The sequence below is a fragment of the Methylomonas rhizoryzae genome (assembly GCF_008632455.1).
Classification (GTDB): domain Bacteria; phylum Pseudomonadota; class Gammaproteobacteria; order Methylococcales; family Methylomonadaceae; genus Methylomonas; species Methylomonas rhizoryzae.
This window is the reverse complement of record NZ_CP043929.1, coordinates 1,725,909-1,745,200: the sequence shown is the minus strand read 5'-3', so window position 1 is coordinate 1,745,200 and position 19,292 is coordinate 1,725,909. Positions and strand designations below refer to the sequence as shown.

The 19,292-nt window shown below is 53.4% G+C and carries 19 protein-coding genes; 7 read left to right on the top strand and 12 right to left on the bottom strand.

The window, feature by feature from the left end; all coding sequences use genetic code 11:
- Positions 1–68 precede the first annotated feature (68 nt).
- Both prsK and prsR read left to right on the top strand, forming a co-directional pair.
- Positions 69–2,144: an XrtA/PEP-CTERM system histidine kinase PrsK gene (gene prsK / locus F1E05_RS08055; protein WP_150047811.1), complete on the top strand. Its 2,076-nt coding sequence runs from the start codon at positions 69–71 to the stop codon at positions 2,142–2,144.
- Entirely contained in the window at positions 2,144–3,514 is a 1,371-nt protein-coding gene (gene prsR / locus F1E05_RS08050) for a PEP-CTERM-box response regulator transcription factor (RefSeq protein WP_150047810.1), read from the top strand. Before prsK ends, prsR begins: the two co-directional genes overlap by 1 nt.
- Positions 3,515–3,527: 13 nt before the next feature.
- Here the strand turns inward: prsR and F1E05_RS08045 are convergent, their stop codons facing one another.
- Genes F1E05_RS08045 through F1E05_RS08030 form a run of 4 tightly spaced genes read right to left on the bottom strand, consistent with a single transcriptional unit; the run spans position 3,528 to position 7,181 of the window.
- Positions 3,528–4,337, bottom strand: coding sequence for an ABC transporter permease (locus tag F1E05_RS08045; RefSeq protein ID WP_150047809.1), 810 nt, complete (start codon positions 4,335–4,337; stop codon positions 3,528–3,530).
- On the bottom strand, positions 4,334–5,071 hold the full coding sequence (locus tag F1E05_RS08040) for an ABC transporter ATP-binding protein (protein WP_150047808.1): 738 nt from the start codon (positions 5,069–5,071) through the stop codon (positions 4,334–4,336). Before F1E05_RS08040 ends, F1E05_RS08045 begins: the two co-directional genes overlap by 4 nt.
- Positions 5,068–6,033, bottom strand: a complete 966-nt coding sequence (locus F1E05_RS08035) for a PQQ-dependent catabolism-associated beta-propeller protein (protein ID WP_150047807.1) — start codon at positions 6,031–6,033, stop codon at positions 5,068–5,070. The genes F1E05_RS08040 and F1E05_RS08035 overlap by 4 nt, the downstream gene beginning before the upstream one ends.
- An 8-nt stretch (positions 6,034–6,041) precedes the next feature.
- Entirely contained in the window at positions 6,042–7,181 is a 1,140-nt protein-coding gene (locus tag F1E05_RS08030; RefSeq protein ID WP_408631334.1) for an ABC transporter substrate-binding protein, read from the bottom strand.
- A 228-nt stretch (positions 7,182–7,409) separates the two neighbouring features.
- Between F1E05_RS08030 and F1E05_RS08025 the strand changes: the two genes are divergently transcribed.
- The 4 genes from F1E05_RS08025 to F1E05_RS08010 are packed head-to-tail and all read left to right on the top strand — an operon-like array spanning position 7,410 to position 11,114.
- On the top strand, positions 7,410–8,012 hold the full coding sequence (locus F1E05_RS08025) for a GNAT family N-acetyltransferase (RefSeq protein WP_150047805.1): 603 nt from the start codon (positions 7,410–7,412) through the stop codon (positions 8,010–8,012).
- The gene (locus F1E05_RS08020; RefSeq protein WP_150047804.1) at positions 8,005–8,865 is read left to right on the top strand and encodes a carbon-nitrogen hydrolase family protein; all 861 of its coding nucleotides are present in this window, start codon (positions 8,005–8,007) and stop codon (positions 8,863–8,865) included. Before F1E05_RS08025 ends, F1E05_RS08020 begins: the two co-directional genes overlap by 8 nt.
- 59 nt (positions 8,866–8,924) lie before the next feature.
- The gene (gene trmB, locus F1E05_RS08015; protein WP_150047803.1) at positions 8,925–9,614 is read left to right on the top strand and encodes a tRNA (guanosine(46)-N7)-methyltransferase TrmB; all 690 of its coding nucleotides are present in this window, start codon (positions 8,925–8,927) and stop codon (positions 9,612–9,614) included.
- Between the two features lie 6 nt (positions 9,615–9,620).
- The gene (locus tag F1E05_RS08010; RefSeq protein ID WP_150047802.1) at positions 9,621–11,114 is read left to right on the top strand and encodes a polysaccharide biosynthesis C-terminal domain-containing protein; all 1,494 of its coding nucleotides are present in this window, start codon (positions 9,621–9,623) and stop codon (positions 11,112–11,114) included.
- Positions 11,115–11,131: 17 nt separating this feature from the next.
- Here F1E05_RS08010 and rluB read toward each other — a convergent pair whose 3' ends face one another.
- The 6 genes from rluB to tsaB all read right to left on the bottom strand — a co-directional run bounded on the left by rluB (position 11,132) and on the right by tsaB (position 15,866).
- A complete protein-coding gene (gene rluB / locus F1E05_RS08005) occupies positions 11,132–11,989 on the bottom strand; it encodes a 23S rRNA pseudouridine(2605) synthase RluB (protein WP_190303281.1) in 858 nt (285 codons plus the stop codon).
- Entirely contained in the window at positions 11,877–12,539 is a 663-nt protein-coding gene (scpB, locus tag F1E05_RS08000; protein WP_197737422.1) for an SMC-Scp complex subunit ScpB, read from the bottom strand. Before scpB ends, rluB begins: the two co-directional genes overlap by 113 nt.
- A 442-nt stretch (positions 12,540–12,981) precedes the next feature.
- The gene (locus tag F1E05_RS07995) at positions 12,982–13,806 is read right to left on the bottom strand and encodes a segregation and condensation protein A (protein WP_150047800.1); all 825 of its coding nucleotides are present in this window, start codon (positions 13,804–13,806) and stop codon (positions 12,982–12,984) included.
- A 55-nt stretch (positions 13,807–13,861) separates the two neighbouring features.
- The gene (locus F1E05_RS07990) at positions 13,862–14,515 is read right to left on the bottom strand and encodes a site-2 protease family protein (protein ID WP_150047799.1); all 654 of its coding nucleotides are present in this window, start codon (positions 14,513–14,515) and stop codon (positions 13,862–13,864) included.
- A gap of 2 nt (positions 14,516–14,517) precedes the next feature.
- Complete coding sequence (locus F1E05_RS07985) at positions 14,518–15,141, bottom strand: L-threonylcarbamoyladenylate synthase (RefSeq protein ID WP_150047798.1); 624 nt, start codon at positions 15,139–15,141, stop codon at positions 14,518–14,520.
- A 41-nt stretch (positions 15,142–15,182) separates the two neighbouring features.
- Positions 15,183–15,866 (bottom strand): tRNA (adenosine(37)-N6)-threonylcarbamoyltransferase complex dimerization subunit type 1 TsaB, encoded by a 684-nt coding sequence (gene tsaB / locus F1E05_RS07980; RefSeq protein WP_150047797.1) that lies wholly within the window; start codon positions 15,864–15,866, stop codon positions 15,183–15,185.
- Between the two features lie 202 nt (positions 15,867–16,068).
- On the opposite strand from tsaB, the gene F1E05_RS07975 reads away from it, so the two are divergent.
- Positions 16,069–17,325, top strand: coding sequence for a hypothetical protein (locus F1E05_RS07975; protein ID WP_232056817.1), 1,257 nt, complete (start codon positions 16,069–16,071; stop codon positions 17,323–17,325).
- A 169-nt stretch (positions 17,326–17,494) separates the two neighbouring features.
- Here the strand turns inward: F1E05_RS07975 and F1E05_RS07970 are convergent, their stop codons facing one another.
- The gene (locus tag F1E05_RS07970) at positions 17,495–18,280 is read right to left on the bottom strand and encodes a hypothetical protein (RefSeq protein WP_150047796.1); all 786 of its coding nucleotides are present in this window, start codon (positions 18,278–18,280) and stop codon (positions 17,495–17,497) included.
- 372 nt (positions 18,281–18,652) lie between these two features.
- Entirely contained in the window at positions 18,653–19,156 is a 504-nt protein-coding gene (locus F1E05_RS07965) for an HXXEE domain-containing protein (protein WP_150047795.1), read from the bottom strand.
- Between the last annotated feature and the right edge of the window lie 136 nt (positions 19,157–19,292).

Below are 19,292 nucleotides of genomic sequence, written 5' to 3'. Positions count from 1 at the left end.
AAAACTTACAGCTATACTATTTACATATTAAAGTTTTGTAGGAACTGTCGACAACTCAAATTCTGTTAATGGATCACTTACTTTTTACAAGCTACATAATTAGCTCTATTGCTTACTTTTTTCTATTCCTACTTGCCAGCTTTAGAAGAAATCGCCTTCTCGCAATCGCCCTTGCCGCATTGATTTCGCTTTGCTGGAGCATCGACGTGGCGTTGACGGCAAAAAGCAATCCCTCCTTTCTCGCAGACACCCTGGTTTTCGAAACGTTGCGGAGTGTCGCGTGGCTTTACGTATTGACCTTGCTACTGGTTAGACATAAGCAAAACCGCACGGCACTCGTGTTGTTCTCCAAACCTAGTCTAATTTTCGGCCTATACACAGCTTCCGTGATTAGTATAGAGACTTTTCCCAGACTCTTGGGTTTTGTCATTGGTTTGACCGACACCGATCCCCGCTTCGTAGCTCACGTCGTTTTCGCAGTGCTAGGTCTTATTCTAAGCGAACAACTCTATCGAAATACACCGCTAAATCAGCGCTGGCATGTAAAATTTCTGTGCTTATGCATGGGAGCAATGTTTGCTGTCGATTTGGTCATCTACAGCAAATCGTTACTGTATAAGCGCCTGGATATCTCCCTGTGGCAATCGCGCGGCTTAATACACGCATTATTAGTACCGTTTTTAGCGGTTTCGCTATCACGCCTGGAATCATTACAGATCGACGCAAGCCAACACACTCCTAGAAAGACTGTTTTTTACACCACAATCTTGTTCGGATGCGGCATTTATCTGTTGTTGATGTCCATCACCGGCTATTACCTCAGAGAATTTAACGAAGAATGGGGAGAAACCGCCCAATCTATCTTCGTTTTTTTGGCACTAATGCTGTTGGTGATCACCTTTTCGTCGGGCAAAGTACGGGCATTAGCCAAGGTCTATTTTGGCAAGCATTTTTTTCACTACAGCTACGATTATCGTGAAGAATGGCTTAAGATCAGTAAAGCGCTTGCTAGACACACCTCTGTCGACGAGTTGAAACATTTTATCGTGTCCACCCTAATGGATTTGGTGGAAAGCAGCGGCGGCGGCTTATGGCTACGCGACGAACAAGGCAATTTTTTTTTAGCGGCGCAGCAGAACCTGCATTTAACGCCACAAGAAGTCGAATATTTAAAGCACGGCCACGATTTACCGAACTACCTGGCCAAAAAACAATGGGTCATTGACTTCATCGAATTAGCGCACGCACCGGAAGTATATGACGACATCGATCTCTCGCCTTGGTGCTACGAAGACAGTCAAGTTTGGTTAATCGTACCCTTGTTTTACCTTAATCACCTGGAAGCGTTTGTGATATTGACCCAGCCACGAGTAGCCCGCAAATTAAATTGGGAAGATCACGATTTGTTGAGAACCGTAGGCATGCAACTGGCTAACGCTGTCGCCTTGCACCGCGCCAGCGAATCCTTGGCCAGTAGCCGCCAATTCGAGGCTTACCATCGCTTATCCGCCTTTCTGGTGCACGATCTAAAAAACGTGACTGCGCAGATTGCGTTGATCGTAAAAAACGCCGGCAAACATAAGCACAATCCCGAGTTCTTCGATGATACCCTGGAAACGCTGACGCACGTCGTTTCGAAAATGCAGCACATCGTCGACCAACTGCGGCAAGGCAAGTCAGGCCCCACAAAAGCATCCGTGATTAATTTAACCGACGTCATCCAAAATATTCAGCGCCATCACAAAGGCAGTCCGCCTTTGCAGGTCGAAATATTGACCAATCACTGCGCTATCAAAACCGATCCCACCAAATTAACCAGCATTTTGACCAATTTGATTCAAAACGCTCAGGACGCCACCAGCCAGACCGAAAATGGATATGTCAAACTCCTGTTAACTCGGCAGCATGAATATGCTGTAATAAAGATCATCGACAATGGAATTGGCATGGACGCTACTTTTATCGCCGAGCGTCTGTTTAAACCTTTCGATACCACAAAAGGCAACGCCGGCATGGGGATAGGCGTATACGAAGCCCGCGATTATGTACAACGCAGCATGCAGGGCAAATTCGAAGTCGAAAGCCAACCTCGACAAGGGACGACCATTACTTTGCTTTTACCACTGGCACATTCGGGAACCTAATGAGTCAATCCAATCTACTACTTGTCGTCGAAGACGATCCGGGTTTACAAAAACAATTGAAATGGAGCTTGGACCAATACGAAATCATCATCGCCAACAATCGCACGGAAGCAATCGCTGCGCTCAGGCGCCATACCCCGTTGGTTGTAACCCTGGATTTAGGCTTGCCGCCCGATCCAACCAACGCTAGCGAAGGTCTGGCCACGTTAAAGGAAATATTGTCGCTAGCGCCCGAAACTAAAATAATCGTGGTAACCGGCAATGACGACCGAACCCATGCGATAGAAGCCATCGCACTGGGCGCATACGATTTTTATCAAAAACCGGTGGAGCCGGACGAATTGAATCTGATTATCAGCCGCGCTTTTCACTTGGCCGAATTGGAAAAGGACTATAAAAACCTGCAGCAGCAACAGTTCTCGTCTTCCGGTGTCATCGCCACCAGCCCGCAGATGCTCAGCGTCATGCGTATGATAGAACGGGTTGCCCCGACACAAGCAACCGTGTTGTTGCACGGTGAAAGCGGCACCGGCAAGGAAGTATTGGCCAAAGCGATACACAACTACAGTAATCGAGCTGGCCAACCCTTCGTCGCGGTCAATTGCGCGGCGATCCCGGAATCCTTACTGGAAAGCGAATTATTCGGATACGAAAAAGGTGCGTTTACCGGCGCCGTGGCTCAAACGAAAGGTAAAATCGAATATGCGCAAGGAGGGACTTTTTTTCTGGACGAAATCGGCGATTTACCCTTTTCGCTGCAAGCTAAATTATTACGGTTTATCCAGGAACGGGTACTGGAACGCTTAGGAGGCCGCAAAGAGATTCCCGTCGACGTCCGCATCATCTGCGCCACCCATAGAAACCTGCAGGAATTGATCGATCAGCAAGCCTTTAGGAGCGATTTGTATTACCGGGTCAGCGAAATTACCGTAGAAATTCCTCCGCTACGTCAGCGCGAAGGCGATATATTGGCCATCGGTAACGCCTTGCTGCAACGCTATTGCAAACAATACAACTGCAAAGAAAAACGCTTTTCTCACGAAGCAGCCAAAGCTCTGGAAAGCTATGGTTGGCCCGGCAACATACGGGAAATGGAAAACAAACTGAAGCGCGCCGTGATCATGTCCGATTCCAACGTGGTATCGCTGGAAGACTTGGAAATCCAAGCGCAAACCGACAATTCCATGCCGCTGAATCTTAAGACGGTTCGGGAAACTGCCGAAGCGATAGCTATCAAACGGGCTTTGCACTACAGCGACAATAATATCGCCGAAGCCTCCCGCTTGTTGGGCATCACCCGGCCAACTTTGTACAGTCTTTTGGGTAAACACGGTATTCAGGACGCGGTTAAACCGCAAGACGGGGAATAAGTACTGCGCGCCGTCAATCTCCGCCGCCGCCTTTTTTGACCATCATGCCCTTGGACGGGTTATATCCCACGATAGCCGCACTGATGAATAGCAAAAACGCGGCTGCCGTGTAAAGCAAAGCCTCCTGGTTGTATTGCTCATATAAGGCGAAACGGATTAGCTCCACGGCTTGCGAAAACGGGTTGTACTGCGCCAATTGATACAGCAACTCGCTGGATTCCTTGATTTTCCATAGCGGATACAATGCGGTGGACATAAAGAACATCGGAAAAATGACGAAGTTCATGACCCCGGCAAAGTTTTCCAGTTGCTTAATAAACGACGACAACAACAAACCCAGCGCACCCAACATCATGCCAGACAACATCAACGCCGGCACAATCCACAAATAGCCCATGAGGGGTGCCTGTATTTCGTACAGCCACGCTATCCCCAAAAACGCATACACTTGCAACACCGATACTGCAGTACCGGCAATCAGTTTGCTGAGCAGCAAAAACCAGCGCGGCAACGGACACACCATCAACATGCGCATACTGCCCATCTCGCGGTCGTAAACCATCGATAAAGAGCTTTGCATGCCGTTAAATAGCTGGATCATGCCGATTAGCCCCGGCGTGATATAGACTTCGTACAAAATATACGTTTCGTATGGCGGGGTAATGGCTATCCCCAAAGCGGCACGAAAACCGGCCGCAAATACGAATAACCAAACCAATGGCCGTACCAAAGCGGAAACGAAACGCTCCCGTTGATGCAAAAACCGCAATAATTCCCGGCCGATAATGCCAAGCATCGCCCGCCAATAATGCATCAGCCTCATGCTGCCGCTCCTTGGGTCAGTTTTCGAAACGCCTCGCCGACGTTACTACATCCGGCCGTTTCCAAGACCGATTTCAGGGGGCCGCCGGCTTTGATCCGGCCTCGATGCAATACGATCAAACTGTCCTCCTCCGCGATCTCGTCTATCAGATGAGTGGCCCACAATACGGCCAAACGCTGCCGTTTGACCAACTGATGCACATGCTCGACGATAGCCTGGCGACTGGGCACATCCAGGCCCACTGTCGGTTCGTCCAAAAGTAATACGCTGGGTTGATGCAGTAAAGCCCGGGCAATTTCGACCCGGCGTTTATGCCCACCGTTTAACTGACGCACTTTTTCCTTACGCCTTTCGAACATCTGCAACCGCTCCAATTCTTCCTGTATCCGCTTGTCGGCCACTCTCCGGCCGATGCCGTGCAATGCGGCGTGATAGCGCAAATTTTGCATCACCGACAAATCAGGATCCAAGGTGGTCTGTTGAAACACCACTCCCAATTGGGCCAAGGCCAAGCGGCTTTGCTTTTTGACATCGAAACCGCATATCGCGATACGGCCTTCCCGACTGTCGTACAAGCGGGTAATCAGGGAAAACAAGGTGCTTTTACCGGCGCCGTTCGGCCCCAATAGAATGGCGCATTCGCCCGCTTGCACGGAAAAATAGACCTCATCCAGGGCTTTTTTTGCGCCGTAGGCAAAACTCAAGCCCTCTACTTTCAATGCGAATTCGGTCATGGCTTTACCGCAACGCCCCAAGGATAACGGCCCACGGCTATCGATTTGGTCACCTTGTGTTCTTCCAGATCGATGATGGAAATATCGTTGCTAACTCCGTTAGTGGTGTAAAGGCGCTTTTCGTCGGGCGAAAATGCCAGATTCCATACCCGCTGGCCTACCAGCAAATATTTTTCCACCTTCAAGGTTTGTGCATTGACCACCGCTACCCGGTTGGCCGGCCCCAACGCGATATACGCGTAACGGCGTTGTTTATCTACTACGACACCGACCGGCTGGATCAAATCGGAACTCACCCCTTGCACGTCCAATAGCAACGTCCGCAGATTTTGCTTGTCGGCGACGTCTATGACGGTGACGGTACCGGCCATTTCCGAAGTCGCCCACAGCTGCTGACTATCGGCGGTAAAAGTCACAGCGCGCGGGCGCGGATCGACCAAGCTATTTTCGACGATATTGCCGCTTTTGGTGTCTATCCAGTGCAGCATATTGGTAGTTTCGGAAGCGCTCACAGCCCATTGGTTGTCCGGGCTGACCGTTATCCCTTCCGGTTCCACCCCAACCTTGATTTGCCGAACGGCTTTTTTCGTCGCCAAATCGATCACGGTAACCGCACTGTCATCTTCGTTGGATACGTACATGGTTTTGCCGTCAGCACTCAAGGCAAAAGTTTCCGGGTCTTCGCCGGAAGGCAAACGGCCGGTCTCTTTCAACGTATCGGCATCTATGATCTTGATGGTATCGTCGTCGCTAGTCGCCACAAACAACGACTTGCCGTCCTGGCCAAGCGCTATTCCGCGCGGACGTTGCCCGACATCCACAGTCTTCAGCAATTTGCCCTCGGCGGGATCGACAATGGCAATAGCATTATCTTTTTCCAAGGTAACAAACACGGTTTCGGCATGAGCGATACCGGCGCAACACAGCGCCAGCGGCCAAACGATACAGCTTAATTTCAACATAGGTCTTCCTAGTGGCAGTTGGTTTCGGGTTGATCGTAACCCAGGGTATCCAGTTCGGTAACGGGGTGTAAAAAACCTTCGATAGGCGCTACGCTGACCAAAGAACGCGGCGCAGCCAATAGAATTGGTTGACGCAACTGTCCGTCCCAACGCCGGAAAGACAGTGGCTTGCCTTTATAGCCTTGTAAAGCGAAAGCATCCGACAGCATATAATCTTTGACCGCCGGCATCTGATTGGATTTGCTGCGCACACTGGCTTCACCTATGGCCCGCACTGCTAAATAAGCCGCGTAATCCTGTTCTTCCATGCGCCGTCCCGCCGCTTCGAGAAATCGATTTTGCAATTGCACTGCCCCCCACTGCTCGTGGGTGCGGTGCCAGGCAGTCGCGACCAAGCCTTGAGTGCCTATCACCGGCCGCGGCAACCAGGTACGGTAATCCAAATATTCGCCGAACAAGCCTTGCTCATCGGCGACGACTAACACATCATATTCTTCGCCCTGGGTAAACACCGGCACGTCCGACTGGGCGGAACGGCGCGCGTCGTAATCGTGACTCCAAACTTTCTCGGCTACCAATTTCATGCCGAATCGTTTAGCGGCCCGCTTGATGGCTTCCGCATATAAATTGTCTTCCGGCGCCGGGCCTACGACCAGAAACCATTTCTGCCAGCGCTTTTTCAGCATGTACTGGGCCAAGGCGTCGGCGCGCATGGCCCGGCTGGGCAATAAATGCAATACGTTGTGACGACATTCGCCGCCGCGTAAAGCATCATCGCTGGTACTTGCGTCGAACAACAAGCGCTCGCGGGCTTTGGGAGCGTCCGCCAACGCGTTGATATGCCGGGCATCCAGGTTGAGCACCACGAAGGCCACGTCGTCGGCCAGACTATCGAAACTCTTGATCACGTCACCGCCCACCGGCACGATCAGCTTCTGCAACTCATAGTGCTGACCGGTAAACTGGCCGGTGGTATTGTTATCCGCTATCGCCAATTCCGCGCCGTGCAGCCCTTTGTTTTGAATGAACGGGTCCAAATTGGACAAGGCCGGCGGCGCGTCCTTTTCTTCGGAAAGATACGCAATTTTAATCGTTTGCTTGGCAGCTGCCGCAATCCGCTCCGGCATCAAAAAACCGGCAATCAACATTGCAAAAACCACTGATTTAACCATCTCTATCCAAATCCATCGTTCAATTAGACCACGCGCGCCAAATTCGGCCGCCCCCTAAGTTTAGGGTAAAACACCCCACGCCCCGATAGGCAATCTTCCCTTTCTGCACATAGGCAAGCGCCGCCCGCGTGCAATACAATATGCTACTACAGTCCCACAATTCGTAGCGGACTGTCGTTTTATAGCCAATGACTTCAATCACTCATGAGTAAAGACATCCGCATCACCCGCCTCAGCGGCAAAGCCTTACTTCAATACATTCCGGAACTGGCCCGGCTGCGTATCGAAGTGTTCCGAGACTTTCCTTATCTGTACGACGGTGATTACGAATACGAAAAAAAATATCTCAAAACCTATATCGACTGCCCGGAGAGCGTGATCGTGTTAGCCTTCGACGGAGACGCCATCGTCGGTGCCTCCACCGCGATTCCGCTGAAATACGAAACCGAAGAAGTCAAAAAGCCGTTCGTCGAACACGGCTACCATCCGGACGAGGTGTTTTATTGCGGCGAATCGGTATTGAATAAAGCCTATCGAGGGCTAGGCATAGGGGTGAAATTTTTCGAACAACGCGAAGCGCACGCCGAAGATTTAGGCGGCTTCAAGCACATAACCTTCTGCTGCGTGGAACGGCCGGCCGACCATCCTCGCCGCCCGGCGGATTATGTACCGCTGGACGCATTCTGGAACAAACGCGGTTACTTCAAACATCCGGAACTGAAAACCACTTATTCCTGGAAAGATCTCGACGACAGCGCCGAAACTCCCAAACCCATGACATTCTGGCTGAAGGAAGACCATGCCTAAACTCGCTACCGCTCAATACGACATCAGCTTTTTAGAGACCTGGGACAATTTCGAAGCCAAAACCCGCCGTTGGGTCGAGGACGCCGCCGCCAATAAAGCCGATATTTTGCTATTCCCGGAATACGCCTGCATGGAACTGGCGTCCTTGTTCCCCAAACCTGTCTACTCTTCCTTGTCCGGCCAACTGGATGCGCTGCAAACCCTGCTGCCGGCTTTCCTGCAGCTGTTCCAAGATCTGGCAGAACAGCACCGGGTGTACATTCAAGCCGGCACCTATCCTGTCAAACACCCCACCGGCGAATTCCGTAACCACGCTTACTTTTTTACTCCGCAGGGCGACGTGGATTATCAGGAAAAGCTGACCATGACCCGGTTCGAAAACGAACAATGGCATATCTCACGCGGTCTGGACATCAAACTGTTCGACACCGTGTTCGGCAAGGTCGCGATCAACATATGTTACGACAGCGAATTTCCGCATTACGCCCGCCGGCAAGCCGAACGCGGTGCCACGTTGATCCTGGTCCCCAGTTGCACCGACACCGAAGCCGGCTACTACCGGGTTAGGATCGGTTGCCAAGCCCGGGCGCTGGAAAACCAATGTTACGTGGCGCAAGCCTCGCTGGTCGGCAATGCCGATTGGTCGGAAGCGGTAGACGTCAATTGCGGTGCCGCCGCCGTCTATACCCCGGTCGACCGCGGCTTCCCTAACAACGGCATCCTGGCGATAGGGAGTTACAACCAAGTGCAATGGGTATACGCCGACTTGGATCTATCCGCCGTCGCCACGGTGCGCGAACAAGGCCAGGTATTCAATTACCGGGACTGGCCCAAACAATTCGATTGTCAATAATCCAAGTTTTTTCAACTCAAAATACAACCGCTTGTGCTGGCAAGCGGTACCTACCCAGCATGAGCGAATCACGCATTATCGACCCCGAACGCATCCGCAGCTTCATCCGCCGGCAAGGCCGCGCCACCACCGGCCAACGCATCGCTTTGGAACAGCATTGGACTAAATACTGTCTTGCCACTACAAGCGCATTCGAGCCAAACCGAAGCTTCGGCCGGCAAGCGCCATTAATTGTCGAAATCGGCTTCGGCAACGGCGACAGTCTGGCCGATATGGCCGCCGCCAACCCGCATTTGAATTATTTGGGCATAGAAGTACACCGGCCCGGCGTCGGTCACCTGATGATGTTGTTGGCAGAACGCGGTATCGGCAACGTTCGCATTTACCACCACGACGCAATCGAAATTTTGGAGACAAAGATCGCCGACGCCAGCCTGGCCGGCGTACATTTGTTTTTTCCCGACCCCTGGCACAAACGTCGCCACCACAAACGCCGCATCGTCCGCCCGAGTTTTATACATTTACTCAACCAAAAGCTGCTCCCGGGCGGCTATTTTCATGCGGCGACCGACTGGCAGGATTACGCCAAAGACATGCTGAGCCAGCTTAGCGCCGATACCGGCTTGAAAAACGCCAGCCCCGGCGGCGACTATTGCCCGCGCCCGGATTACCGGCCCTTGACCAAATTCGAAAACCGCGGCTTGAAGTTGGGGCACGGCGTGTGGGATTTGATTTTTATCAAAAAGTAAGCGGCCTTGAGCGTCTTAAAAAAATTAGCATCGCAAACCGCGATATACGGGCTGAGCAGCATCGTCGGCCGCTTTCTCAATTATCTGCTGGTCCCGCTTTACACCTATACCTTTAGCGCGAGCGAATACGGCGTGGTATCGGAGCTTTACGCCTATGCCGGCTTTTTCGCCGTATTACTGGTATTCGGCCTGGAAACCGGTTATTTCCGCTTTCGGCAAAAACCGGAATTCGCCGGCGAGGCTGTATACGCCAATGCCTTGAGTTTAATCGTCGTCGCCAACTTACTGTTCGTACTCGGCGTATATTGCTACCTTCCAAGCATTGCCCAAACTTTAGGCTACTCCGATCACCCGGAATATTTGCTGTGGTTTAGCGTGATCTTGGCGGTAGACGCGGTTACCGCGCTACCGTTCGCCCGTTTGCGGGCCGAGAACCGGGCCTGGCGCTTCGCGGGAATACGCTTGGCGGAAATTGCCGTTACCATAGGCTTGAACCTGTTTTTTCTGCTGCTTTGTCCTAAGTTGATAACGCTGTGGCCGGACAACGGGTTTTCGGCTTACTACAACCCGAAGTTGGGCGTCGGCTATATCTTTCTGGCCAATCTGGCCGCCAGTACCTTTAAGTTTTTGTTATTGCTACCCCAGTTTCGCCGAGTGCCCGTGAATGTACAGGCCGGGATCGCATTACCGCTCACCCGATACTCCTTACCCATGGTGGCGATAGGTTTGGCCGGCATGGTCAACGAAATGCTGGACCGCGCCATTTTGAAACTGTTGTTGCCTTATGACCTGAACACCAATTTGAAAATGCTCGGCATTTACGGCGCCTGCTACAAATTGTCGATCTTGATGAGTTTATTCGTGCAGGCTTTTCGCTATGCCGGCGAACCGTTTTTTTTCGCTTACGCCGGCCGGGAAGACGCACAACGCAGCTATGCCTTGGTATTGCGCTATTTCGTCATCGCCGGCCTGTTGATCTTTTTAGCGGTGACGCTGTTCCTCGACTTTTTCAAGTATTTCATCGGTCCCGAATTTCGGAGCGGATTAGCGGTAGTGCCCATATTGCTGTTGGCAAATTTGTTATTGGGCGTGTACGTCAATCTCTCCGTTTGGTACAAACTCAGCGACCGCACCGGCCTGGGTGCCTGGGTCGCCATGGCCGGCGCCGCGCTGACCGCGTTGCTCAACTGGTATTGGATTCCGCTGTGGGGCTATGTCGGCTCGGCTTGGGCGACCTTGGCCTGCTATGCCTTTATGGTGTGCCTGTCTTGGCTGCTGGGCCGGCTGTATTACCCGATACCTTACCCGCTAGCTGCAATCGGCGCCTACAGCGGTTTAGGCATAGGCCTTTATTTTGCCCACCTGCAGCTGATCGACCATACGGCTATCGCCCCTTGGTTAAGCGGTGCAATGGGTCTAACGGCTTATGTAGGGCTGGCTTATCTGTTCGAGATTAAAGCGTTACGGAAAAAACCGCTGTCGCATCCGCCCGCCCAATAGAAAGAGGCCACTGGCAACTAGAGATCCACCGATTGCATCAGCATGCTCAATTCCGGTTCCTCCAGCTCGTAAAACGAGTGCGCCCTAATCCGTTCCGGCAAGGTAATGTCGCCATAGCGCACCCGAATCAAGCGGCTGACTTTGACGCCTTGCGATTCCCACAAGCGCCGCACCAAACGGTTACGCCCTTGTTTGACCGTCACGTAAAACCATTTGTTGGCCCCTTCTCCGGCATAAAACCGCACCTCGTCGAAACGGCCCGGGCCGTCGTCCAGTTCCACGCCGGATTTCAACCGCTCCATCATGGCCTGGTCGACTTCGCCTAAAATGCGCACGGCGTATTCGCGTTCCACTTGCCGGGCCGGGTGCATCAGCCGGTTAGCCAATTCGCCGTTATTGGTGACTAAAATCAAACCGGAGGTATTGATATCCAAACGTCCCACCGCAATCCAGCGCCCCACCGGCAAGCGCGGCAATTGGGTAAAAATCACCGGCCGGCCCTCCGGGTCCCGCCGGGTAACCAATTCCCCCAACGGTTTGTGGTACACCAACACCCGGGTCGGCTGCTCGGCGTATTTTTCCCATTTGACGATGCGGCCATTGATCTGCAATCTATCTCCGGCCTGCAACCGGTAGCCCGGTTTAATCTGAACGCCGTTCACTAGCAACTTGCCTTCTTCTATCCAGCGTTCGATTTCCCGCCGCGAGCCGATCCCGGCCCGCGACAGCAATTTTTGAATGCGTTCGCCGCCGGCTATCGTGTTAGTGGAGTGTCCGACGTTCGGCGCCGATTTGGGCTTGCGATTCGGGTTCGGCTTCCGGTTGGTCGGAGGATAAGACGGAGACTTGGGCGAATTCGGTTTGCGGTCTTTCACTGGCTTCCTGAGTGGCTGCTGAGTCGCCGAAATCCAAACTGCCGACTTCTTCCAAAGGCGGCAGTTCGCTTAGCGACGTCAAATTAAAATAGTCCAAAAACTGTTTAGTCGTACCGTATAAGGCCGGCCGGCCCGGTACTTCCTTATGGGCGATCACGCGTATCCATTCCCGTTCCAGCAAGGTTTGCACAATGGAGCTGCTGACACTGACTCCGCGAATGTCTTCAATTTCGCCGCGGGTGACGGGTTGCCGATAAGCAATGATGGATAAGGTTTCCAACAAGGCTCGGGAATATCGGGCCGGCTTTTCTTCGAACAAGCGCGTCACCCAGGGCGCCAAACCTTCGCGGATCTGGAAGCGATAACCGCTAGCCAGCTGTTTCAAGCCTATCGGCCGGGTTTGATAATCCTGCGCTATCGTTTCCAGAGCGGTCTGTATTTCCAAGGTATCCGGCCGTTCCAGCTCCGGAAACGCGTCCTGAATTTGCCGAATAGTCAAGGGTTTGTTGGCGGCAAACAATATCGCCTCCACGATGCGCTTGGTGTTCACGTCGCACTTCCGCGCTGACACGGAGACAAAACCCGGCACGCCTCGATTTCCGCTAACATCCATTTCAACCGCGCTAGTTCGAATCGCCGCCTCAACACGTGCAGGAGGCGCGCGATGCAAGCTCTTTTGCCATTGGCGAGGCAATCTGACCACCCTGTTGCGCCGCTTGATCTCCGGTTTTGCGGCAATAACCGCGCTGTTGCGGATTGCCGGTGCGCATGCACGCGGTATGCGCACCGTCTGTCGCCGAACCCGCGCGGTAGTGACCAGCCGCGCCGGCGGCTGGCGATGCAGCGCTTTAGGCCACTGACGCGGAAATCTGACAACCGGGTGGCGCTGTTTGAGCGTCGGCTTTGCTGTCCTGGATCTGGCGCGAGGTTTTCGCGTTGCAGGCTTGGTTTCGACAGGCTCATACAATTCCGAACGCTGTTCAAACTCGACTTCAGTCGCCGCTGCTGCTATCGACCCGGAGTCTGACGAAAATTCCGGCGTAGGGTTCAGGCTGGACGATGTCGACGACTCGCTCCTTGGAGAGTTCGAGGACGGCAAGAAACGCGACAACCACCCCGCCTTTTCCTTCACTTCGGGTAAAACACGCTGCGAAAGGGAGCTGATCTTGCCGGTTAAGTTTTTCCAAAATGGTTGCCATTCGTTCACGGACTGATAAGGGCTCTTTACTGATATGGTGATGACTGAGTCGCTCCGCGCGCTTTAATACCTGTTGAAACGCCAACAACAACTCTTCGAGCGGCACGTCCGGCAACGCTTGCTGCACGCTGACGGTAGACACGTCGACCGTGGCCGGAAAAGTATCGCGTTCGTCCCTGGGCAATTCATCCAGCGCCTCGGCGACCTTCTTGATCGCTTCGTACTCTTGTAGCTTACGTATCAAAAACGCCCGCGGATCGTCTTCCTCTTCCTCGCATTCCGGTTGCCGGGGCAACAACATCCGGGATTTGATTTCGGCCAACAACGCCGCCATGACCAAATATTCCGCGGCCAGCTCCAAGCGCAGCTTATCCATCATTTCGATGTAGCCTATGTATTGCCGGGTGATTGGCGCAATCGGAATATCCAAAATATCCAGATTCTGCCGCCTGATTAAATACAGCAACAAATCCAAAGGGCCTTCGAACGTTTCCAGAAATATCCGTAGCGCATCCGGCGGGATGTACAAATCCTCCGGCAAATCGTCGAACGGTTGGCCTTGCACCAGCGCCAGCGGCGACAACACTTCGGCTTGGGCTTGGAGTTCGGAATCGCTCATCGGGTTAACGGTGAACCCGGCCTAAACCGGCCCGGCACCAGACTAGCCAAGACGCTCATAGTCCCGCCAAATCAAAAAAAAGCTGATGCGCATAATACATCGGATAAGCCAGAATCAGGCCCAAGCCGTTAGTCGCCAACAACACCAGCAAAATTATAAATCCGAAGCGCTCCAATCGATTGTAACGCCACGCCCAATAATCCGGCAGCAAGCCGGACACGACCCGGCTGCCGTCCAAAGGCGGAATAGGCAATAAATTAATCAAGGCCAGGGCCAGATTGATGGAAATGCCGGCAACTCCGCTGTAAATCAACGGCATGGAGACGAATTCGACCTGCAACATCACGCCTATCCGCGCCAGCAGCGCCCAGGCGGCGGCCATCAACAAATTGGAAACCGGCCCGGCCAAGGCCACCAACATCATCGCTTTGCGCGGCTGTTTAAAATTACGGGCGTCTACCGGCACCGGCTTGGCCCATCCGAAAATAAATCCGGTAAAGGTAAGCAATAATATAGCCGGCAAAATCAACGTACCGACCGGATCGATGTGACGCATCGGGTTCAAGGTTAACCGGCCCTGCTGATAGGCGGTTTTATCGCCAAATTGTTTAGCCATCCAGCCGTGGGCGACCTCATGTACGGTAATCGCGAACATCACCGGCAAAATCCAAACCACAATCCGCTGCACCAGCGTCAATTCGTCCATCATGTTTATTTCTCCAGCATGCGGGCGATACCCACGCCCTGCCTGACAATTTCGATTCCGCTGTCCATACAGGCCACGATAGTGGTCGGCTGGAACGGAATAATGCCACCGTCCACGATCAAATCCAATTCTTTCTCCAGTTTTTCCCGAATGTCGTAAGGATCGGCCAGCGCTTCTTCTTCACCCGGCAAGATCATGGTCGTGGATAAAATCGGTTCGCCCAATTCCTGCAAAATCGCCCGCGCGATGCGGTTGTCGCTGATGCGCACCCCTATGGTTTTCTTTTTAGGATGCTGCAGACGGCGCGGCACTTCCCGGGTGGCATCCAACAAAAAGGTGAACGGCCCGGGCGTTAAATGTTTGATCAAACGGTGCGCGTCGTTGCCCATTTTGGTAAAGGTGGAAACTTGCGACAAATCGGTACACAACAAGGTAAAGTTGTGATTGTCGTCCAGGCGACGGATGCGCCGTATCCTGTCCATCGCGTGTTTATCGCCGATTTGCGCGCCCAAGGCGTAGGAAGTATCGGTAGGATAGACGATTACCCCGCCGGTGCGTATCACACCGACTACTTGTTGAATCAAACGCGGCTGCGGATTTTGCGGATGGATTTCCAGGTATTCGGCCATCGGGGCGCTTTTATCTCAATGCAAAAGCCGGCTAGTTTACCTTATCTCTCACCCTGTTTTTTAGCGACCTTATCGCGCAGATAAACCGGCTGCGCCAATTCTACCGGCACCGTCAAACCGTTTGCGACTTGATAAGCCCCCAATTGCGCCACACAGCCTGCCCTGGGCCAAACACCAGCGTCTATCCCCAACACCCGATCGGCCAAGCGCCGTGCCAGAATATCCGCGTGCGCCGCCCATCCGGAACCTATTCCATGTCCGGCCAGATCCGGAAACCGCACGTCGGCGGCCGGGACAACCGCCTCTTCCCCCAGCAAGCGCGCCAATCCCAGCTCGTCGCGTTGATAAACGCCCCAGAACACTTCGTCCATACGCGCATCCAGCGCGGTAAACGCCAGCCGCTGTTCCCCGTTATTGAAAAAATCCTGGGCGATAGCGGCCAAGGTAGACACCATGGCCACCGGCAAATCGGCACCTAAGGCAATGCCGTGCACCACGCCGGTCGCAATCCGCACGCCGGTAAACGAACCGGGCCCCCGGCTTAAGGCCACGGCATCTAATTGCCCGGGGCGCAAGCCGGCGTCGGCCATCAGTTCATCCAGCATCGGCAGGATCAGTTTGGTGTGTTGTCTAGGCGCGATTTGAAACCGTTCGCATATTTGACCGTCGATGAACAAAGCCGCCGAACAGGCATCCGTGGAGGTTTCTACAGCGAGTAACTTCATGAATTAAGACGATAAATGAATTCGGGTTGCGTACCCGGCGAGACGATAAGCGGCGACAACCTGGCATTTTACCGCATTCGTTGCCACCCATCGCTATAGTAGCTCGGCTAAACTGTCGCCCAACGTACCCGGAGCGCCCCGCTGACGCATGCTGCTTACACGCCCTGAACCTAGAGTAGCAAACCCATCATACTGACCATCCGTGCCCATCTCCTTGTCTCGATCCATTGCACTATTTTCGGCCGGCGTTATCTTAGTTCCGATACTACTGGTCTGGTTAGCGCTGGACAGCCGTCCGGCGCTGCAACGGCATGCGGATTTAAGTCCGGAAAAAATAGCCGACGTTAAACGTCAATTGGCAATCAACGACCCGCGCCGCTTGCGTTCCGGCAGCACCGCGCTAGCGCGGCTCAATCAAAAGCAGTTGGATCTCGCCCTCAATTATGCCGCCAATCAATTGGTGAACGGGGCAGCGGAGCTGAAGATCAGCGAGCGCCGCGCCCGCATCCGGGCCACTGCCCCGTTACCGGCCGTCGGCCGCTACGCCAACTTAACCCTGGTCTTGGCGCAAAACGGCAAATTGCCGAAAATCGCCGGCGCAAAACTCGGCAGCTTGCCGATACCCGGCTGGTTGGCCCACGCGCTTGCCGACCGTTTAATTGCCGCGCTTATTCCGGACAACGAGCGTAAAACCTTGTTATCCAGTCTCAAACAAATCGAATTCAAACCCGGGGTGATGACGGCCGCCTACCGCTGGCAACACGACTTGCCGACTAAATTATCCGCCATCCTTTGGGACAACCCAGTCGAGCGGCAACGCATCGGCATTTACCAAGCCAAGATAGTCGAGGTCATACGCACGGCTCGCCAACCGATTTCCTTGACCGTCATTGCCGGACCGCTGTTTCGCCTGGCGGCGGAACGCAGCGTACAAGGCGATCCGATTGCCGAAAATCGGACAGTCGTTTTGCTGATGGCTTTGTACAGCACCCGCCGCGAACTCGGCCGCTACATCACCGCCGCCAAGATCGGCCAATTTCCCAACTGGCGACCGGTACTCTTGAACGGCCGGGACGATTTCGGCAAACATTTTTCGGTATCGGCCTTGTTGGCCGCATACGCCGGTACCCCGCTAGCGGACGCGGTAGGCCTTTACAAGGAAGTCGAAGATTCGCGCGGCGGCAGCGGCTTTTCCTTCAACGATCTTGCCGCCGACTTGGCCGGCCGGCGCCTGGGAGAAATGGCGGTAGCCGATCCGGATCAAGCCAAACGCCTGCAAACCCGCATGGCAAACGCGCAGGAAAGCGAATTCATGCCCGCAACCGCCGATTTACCGGAATTTATGCCGGAAGCCGAATTCCAACAGCGCTTTGGCGGCTTACAGGGGGAGAACTATCGGCAAATGCTGGAAAAAATCCATGCGCGCATCAACGCGTTGCCGCTCTATCAAAGCCAGTAACGGGAAAACCGGCAGCCTTAACCGTCTAACAAACTTAAAGCGGTCTCGGCATCCCGAACGAGCAAAAATATTGACTGTGGAAACGACACTTAATCGCGACGGAGCGTCGCTCCCACAAAGACCATCACAGACACGCTGACGGCCGTTATCCAACCGCAAAGGTAAAATCTCAAGCTTGACCGCTCAATTCTCTACCATAACGCTTTCCGGCGGACAGCAGGGTTCCTCCCAGCAGTAACAACAACAGCGTTCCCGGCGCCGGCAGTGGGTTAGGCGGATTGGTGACTTTGTCCGTTACGGTAATTAAGTCGTCGAGTTCCAACGGCGTATTAAACACCACGCTGGCGCTGCTGTATTTTTGCGCCGTATCGACTATCCCGAGAAACAAGGCCGGCGTGCCGTTAACCGAAGTCGCGACGTCCGCATCGGCCACCGAGAGCGTGGCTCCGCCGAACGACAGGATTGCATCATCGGCGAAAAAGTCGAAATTGATGTCTCCCAGCACCAAATAAAAGCCGAAGGCATAAGTCGGTACGGTAAAACCGAAATTCAGCGTATCCCCTAAGGTAAATCCGCCAAAGGCGCCAGCGTATTCGTAAGCCAAGGTGTTGGCACCGGAAGTACCGCCTATGCTGCGTATGCCTGCGGCAGGGTCGATGGCGTCGCCGACCACTGAGTCGCCCAGGGTATACGTCAAGTTAAGACCGCCGATGGCAGCACCGGAAGCGAAGGTAGTCCCCCCGGCTATGCCGTCGAAATTTTGCACCGACACATCGGTATTGGCGATGCCGGCCACGGCGGCATCGAACGCCGCTTTATCCTTGTACAGTACCGGAGCCGCATAGGCCGAACCCGCAGCACATAGCGCTAACATTAATGCCGAGCAGCCGGCCAGCGTTTTCACGCCTGCTTTTGCGTGAAGAATAGGATTGGGCTTGGTTTTGATTACATTCACGACACACCTCTTGACTTTATTATGTTGATGCAGCAGTTAAACATCCAATGTCGTTGTTAGCTTTTATCCACATTACAAGCGGTAAGCGACAGCCTAGTGCGTGTTGACAGGTATTGTCACGGCCAATCGAATGTGTATCAGCACTTTCCGTAGCAGCGCCGATAAAACGGCAAACCTGATGAGATTTGAATAAAATTCTAGAACCTGCTCACAGTTTTAGGCGCCTGTCGCATTGTATCCGGTAAATCCCCAGCCTAACAAACTGATTTTTTCCGCTAACCGCGTACACGCCGAACTCCGTGTTACCACCCAAACTTACTAAGCCGCCGTGCCATGCCCGGCACACACGTTTGACATAAGGGGCGATGCGCGTTAGCGCAGCGTCCCGCTTGATGGATGAGTTAGCTTTTTACCCACCGTGAACAAAATTGGAATTGAGGCAATGATACCAACAACAGTGGCTGGGCCAGAAACCGCAAATACCTGTTGGTCAACATACCCTTCGGTAAGCGAGCGATAAATGAGGTAGCTACCAAGAGGCAGGTTGAGAAGCACCGCAGTGGCGGTGCCTGGTGCATATGAATGTAGCGCTACGGTTGCTAAAACGTGGGGGAATAAGACGTTAAGCACCATTGCAAGAGCATAGCCTGTAAGGAAGTAAGCCCCATAGCTGTGTGCACCACTAACCGAAGAGAGCCATGCGGCAAAAATGACAGCAATGGATAAAACGACAACGGCAAAGCGGAAAGGGAATGTGCCAACCTGAACATGCCAACGACCAGCACGTGTTGACCAAGCTGGGAGAAACAGCGCCTCCTCGGTGTTGTGTATTACAACGCCAAGCGCGAACAGCCAACCAAGTAGCGAAAAACTCATGAGGTAGCTAACGTTACGGTAAGGGGCGCGCCGCTAACGAAAGCCAAACGAAGCCCCAAACCTTAATTAAAAAAACCTACTTTCAATGCGCCTAAGGGCGGCGCGTCCCTTTGACCGACTTGTTGGGCCAAGCAAT